This window comes from Micromonospora sp. KC606 (assembly GCF_004348675.1).
Taxonomy (GTDB): Bacteria; Actinomycetota; Actinomycetes; order Mycobacteriales; family Micromonosporaceae; genus Micromonospora.
Genome location: NZ_SMKN01000331.1, coordinates 1 through 3,909, shown reverse-complemented (window position 1 = coordinate 3,909; position 3,909 = coordinate 1). Strand labels below are relative to the sequence as shown.

Here is a 3,909-nt window from a genome sequence, read left to right as displayed (position 1 = left end):
CCGGTGCCCCCACGGGCCGCCAAACCGGTGGCGGGCTTCACCCCGGTCCGGCCCGGCGGTTGGTGGTGCCGCTGACGGCTCGCCCACGTCGGACGCTGCTGCTGGTCGGCGTCGCCGGTGCGGCAGCAGGTGTGGCCATCGCAGGCCCGGTCGCCGGGCTCCTGCTCGCCTGCTACGGCGTGCTCGGCGCTCGGGCCGTGCTGCGGGGGCGGGCCGGCCGGCACGCAACCCGGGACCGCCGGCGTCGGCTGGACCAGCTCTGCGCCCTCGCGGCCGACCTGCGGGCGGGTCTGCCCGCCCCCGAGCCGGACGACCACCCGGACCGCCTCGCCCGTCTGACCCGGGCCGCCGTGCGGCTGGCCGACCGGACCGGCGCGCCTTTGGCGGAACTCCTCGAACGCATTGAGGCCGACGCGCGCGCGGCGGACCGGGGGTTGGCCGCAGCCTCCGCACAGGCCGCCGGTGCGCGGGCCACCGCGCTGCTGTTGGCCGCCCTACCGCTCGGCGGGATCGGCCTCGGCTACGGCATCGGCGTCGACCCGTTGACCGTGCTGCTGCACACCCCCGTCGGCGGGATCAGCGCGGTGACCGCGGCCGCCCTGCAGACCGGCGGGCTGCTCTGGGCCGAACGGCTGGGCCGGCTTCCCGACGGGCACGGCCGATGAACGGGCAGCCGATGACCGTCGCCGCGTTGCTGACCACGGCCGCGCTGCTGGTGGCCGCACGCACGGCGATGGCCCGGCCGGCCCGGCGGCTGCGTGGTCTGGGCACACGTACGCGGGGGCCGGACAGGTCGGCGGACCCGCAGATCGCAGGGACGGCTGCCAAATCCGGGGGAGGGCCGGCCGGCCGCCCGGGCTGGTGGCCGGACACGGTACGGCTCGGCGCCGGCCTGGCCGGGTTGGCGGTCGCGGTGTTGCTCGGCGGCGTGTCGGGGTGCCTCGCCGGAGTGCTGAGCGGCCTGACGGCGGATTGGCTGCTGCGGCGCATCGAACCACCGGCAGCCCGTGAACGGCGGCTGCGCGAAGCCGCCGACCTGCCCCTGGCCGCCGACCTGCTGGCGGCGGCGCTGCGCGCCGGCGCGCCGGTGGACCGCTCGGTGCTGGCCGTGGCCGCCGCGCTCGGCGGCCCGCTGGCGGCACGCCTCGGCCGGGTGGGCCGGACGCTGCTGCTCGGGGGCGATCCGGAGGAGGCGTGGGCACACCTCGGGCCGGTGCCGGGGGCGGACCGCGTGGCGGCTGCCGCGATGCGCTCCTCACGTAGTGGGGCCGCGCTCGCCGGTGCGCTGACCCGGGTCGCCGACGACCTGCGGGCCGACCACTCCACCGCCGCCGAGGCGGCGGCGCGCCGGGCGGGGGTGCTGATCGTGCTGCCGCTGGGGCTCTGCTTTCTGCCGGCCTTCATTCTCGCCGGCCTGGTGCCGGTGATCGTCGCCGTCCTCGGCGACGTGCTCTGACAACCATCGAGAAGGGACACACTGTGCGCAGACTCCGTACCCGTATCCGCACCCGGCTGCGCGGGGACGCCGGTATGAACACCGCCGAGTACGCCGTCGGCACCCTTGCCGCCGTGGCGTTCGCCGGAATCCTGCTCAAGGTGCTCACCTCCGGCAACGTCCAGTCCGCGCTGACCGCGGTGATCGACCGGGCGCTCAAGTGAGCCCGCGCCGGCGGGCCGGTCGTGACCGGGGATCGTTCACCGCCGAACTGGCGGCCGGCCTGCCGGCGCTGCTCCTGCTGCTGCTGGCCGGGGTGACTGCGGTCGACGCGGTCACCACGAGGGCCGCCTGCCTGGACGCGGCGCGGGAGGCGGCTCTCGCCGCCGCCCGTGGCGCGGACGGCGCGGCGGCCGGCGGGCGAATCGCCCCACCCGCCGCGACGGTCTCGGTGTCGGTCGACGTGGATCGGGTCACCGTCACCGTCCGAGCCCCGGTCCGTGCGCTCGGTGCCCGGCTGCCCCAGCTCACTGTGGAGGCCACAGCGGTCGCCGCCGTCGAGCCGGGCGTCCCCGGGGCTCGGCCATGATGGGGACGGGGGTGAGGCCGCGCGGGGGTCCGACCATGGTGGGGACGGGCGTGAGACCGTCCGGCGCCGGGGCGTGGTGTCGCGGCCGGACCCCGGGGTGTGACGCGGTCGCGTCCGGCCGGAGGGCTTTCGAGGGCGAGGCGCCCGTGGGTGGCCGAGGAGAGCGGCCCCTCTTCGAGCCCAATCGACCCCCTGCCGCCGACCGGGGCGGCGCGTCGATCTGCCTGCTCTTTGTCGGACTGGTGTTCGTGCTGGTCGGGGTATTCGGAGCAGCCATCGGCACGGCTCGACTGGCACGGCACCAGGCGCGGGTTGCTGCCGACTTCGCCGCGCTGGCGGCGGCGGGACAGGCGCTGCGGGGGGACGGACCGGCGTGCCTCGCGGCCGACGAGCTGGCGTCCGCCAACCAGGCCCGGATGGCCGGCTGCCGACTGGACGGGCTCGACGCGCTGGTGACGGTCGAGGTGTCGGTGACCCCGCTGCCGGGCTTTTACCGGGTGGCCACCGCCACCGCGCGGGCCGGCCCGGTCCGCGCCTGACGGGGCCGGCCGAGCAGTTTGCTGCCGGGGTACGGGCGGTTCCGGTGGGCGGGCCGGCCGGCGCGTGGGTGTGGGCAGCTTCGGTGAACGCCCCGGCCGGCGAGGGGGTCAGCGGCCCTGGAGCGCGTCCAGACCGATCGCCATCGCGATTACCAGGCGGCGGTCGATCTGCGGATTCTGCACCTCGACGACGTACCGGTCGCGCAGGCCCCACTTCTTGATGACCGAGAAGAAGGGCTGGCCTCCACCGACGAAGTCGAAATGGTACGGCAGCCAGGAGAGCGAGTCGACGAAGCGGCGCAGCAGCGCCACCGGCATGCTCCGTTCCTGGCCGGTGACCTGTGGCAGGCCGGGCTGCTCCACGTGCCAGGTGGAGCGCAGCAGGGACTGCCCGAAGTCCTTGCGAAACAGGCCGATCGGGTTGCCCTCATGGTCGGTGACGTCGTAGGTGGCCCCGAGGTCGAGCCGCTGGCGGGCCTTGAAGCCGAGCAGGGGCTGCTGCTTGGAGTCATCGGTGTAGATGGTCACCTGTTCCTTGAAGGCGAGCCGCTTCTGCTGAGCGAACGCCAGCAACTCGCCCTCCCGGCCGTCCGGCGCCACGGCGTGGACCTCGTACTGGTTGACCATCAACCGAATCCGCTGGCGGACGTGGAACTGGAGCTGGGTCTGCAAATTGTCGAGCTGCATCGAAATCTCCTGTCAAAGGGTGGGCGGAGTCTCGCACAGAGATCCGGTGGACGCCGACATCCTCGGCGCTGCTGTGGCGGCCGTCCACCGTCGGCGCGCTCCGCACCCCAGAGCGCCACCCCCGCCGGTCAGCGCCCGCCGTCGACGGTCGCCTTAATGGCCCAGGAGTTGAGTACCTGATGGATGTTGCGCAGGCGTTCGTTGATCTGCTCCAAGCGTTCGGCCTGGGCGAGGTTCGCCATCGCGGCGCCCAGGGCGATCTGCTGGTCGGTGGTGAGATTCTCCTGATTGATCGTGTAGAGCAGGTCGACGGTCTCGGCGATGGTGTCGGCCACGGCTATCTCCTCCGGTGCAGAGAACGGCAGGGTCGGCGGGACGGCACGCCTTCAATGCGAGTGGGTCGATCGAATGGAAGCGCTCCCAGAACTCCTTGCCCATCCAGCACCCAAGTCATGCACGTGTCCCACAGAGCGGGCCGGGAGCGCTCGCCCGGAGACTTCAGCTGCGCGGGTTGCGGTGTCCCCTGTCGGAGATCGACTTCAGGTGCGGCGAATCGGGGTATCGCCAGCGCGCGACACCGCTATTCGCCGCCAACGGAGTGGATCACGCCAGGGTGGGTGAGGCTTACCCGGCCGGTGGCGGCGAGGGCGTCCGCGGGG

Annotated in this window: 6 protein-coding genes and 1 pseudogene; 5 read left to right on the top strand and 2 right to left on the bottom strand. The window is 74.0% G+C overall.

Annotated elements, in window-relative coordinates; translation table 11 throughout:
* The 5 genes and pseudogenes from E1193_RS30395 to E1193_RS30375 all read left to right on the top strand — a co-directional run.
* Window positions 1–665, top strand: a pseudogene (locus E1193_RS30395) (hypothetical protein); the annotation flags it as partial.
* 143 nt (window positions 666–808) lie between these two features.
* Window positions 809–1,456 carry a type II secretion system F family protein gene (locus E1193_RS30390; RefSeq protein WP_347877053.1) on the top strand — a complete coding sequence of 216 codons (648 nt, stop codon included), beginning with the start codon at window positions 809–811 and terminating at the stop codon, window positions 1,454–1,456.
* Window positions 1,457–1,530: 74 nt separating this feature from the next.
* Window positions 1,531–1,659, top strand: a complete 129-nt coding sequence (locus E1193_RS30385) for a DUF4244 domain-containing protein (RefSeq protein ID WP_208418639.1) — start codon at window positions 1,531–1,533, stop codon at window positions 1,657–1,659.
* A complete protein-coding gene (locus E1193_RS30380) occupies window positions 1,656–2,024 on the top strand; it encodes a TadE family type IV pilus minor pilin (RefSeq protein WP_132186570.1) in 369 nt (122 codons plus the stop codon). The genes E1193_RS30385 and E1193_RS30380 overlap by 4 nt, the downstream gene beginning before the upstream one ends.
* A 146-nt stretch (window positions 2,025–2,170) precedes the next feature.
* Window positions 2,171–2,563 carry an Rv3654c family TadE-like protein gene (locus E1193_RS30375; RefSeq protein ID WP_243707968.1) on the top strand — a complete coding sequence of 131 codons (393 nt, stop codon included), beginning with the start codon at window positions 2,171–2,173 and terminating at the stop codon, window positions 2,561–2,563.
* A gap of 108 nt (window positions 2,564–2,671) precedes the next feature.
* On the opposite strand, the gene E1193_RS30370 is transcribed toward E1193_RS30375, so the two are convergent.
* Together E1193_RS30370 and E1193_RS30365 are read right to left on the bottom strand one after the other, a co-directional pair.
* The gene (locus E1193_RS30370) at window positions 2,672–3,250 is read right to left on the bottom strand and encodes a hypothetical protein (protein WP_132186568.1); all 579 of its coding nucleotides are present in this window, start codon (window positions 3,248–3,250) and stop codon (window positions 2,672–2,674) included.
* 128 nt (window positions 3,251–3,378) lie between these two features.
* Complete coding sequence (locus E1193_RS30365; RefSeq protein WP_132186567.1) at window positions 3,379–3,585, bottom strand: hypothetical protein; 207 nt, start codon at window positions 3,583–3,585, stop codon at window positions 3,379–3,381.
* Window positions 3,586–3,909: the final 324 nt, after the last annotated feature.

Coding starts and splice junctions, on each gene's coding strand:
- E1193_RS30385 (WP_208418639.1), top strand. CDS start 1,531: ATGAACACCGCCGAGTACGCCGTCGGCACCCTTGCCGCCGTGGCGTTC.
- E1193_RS30370 (WP_132186568.1), bottom strand. CDS start 3,250: ATGCAGCTCGACAATTTGCAGACCCAGCTCCAGTTCCACGTCCGCCAG.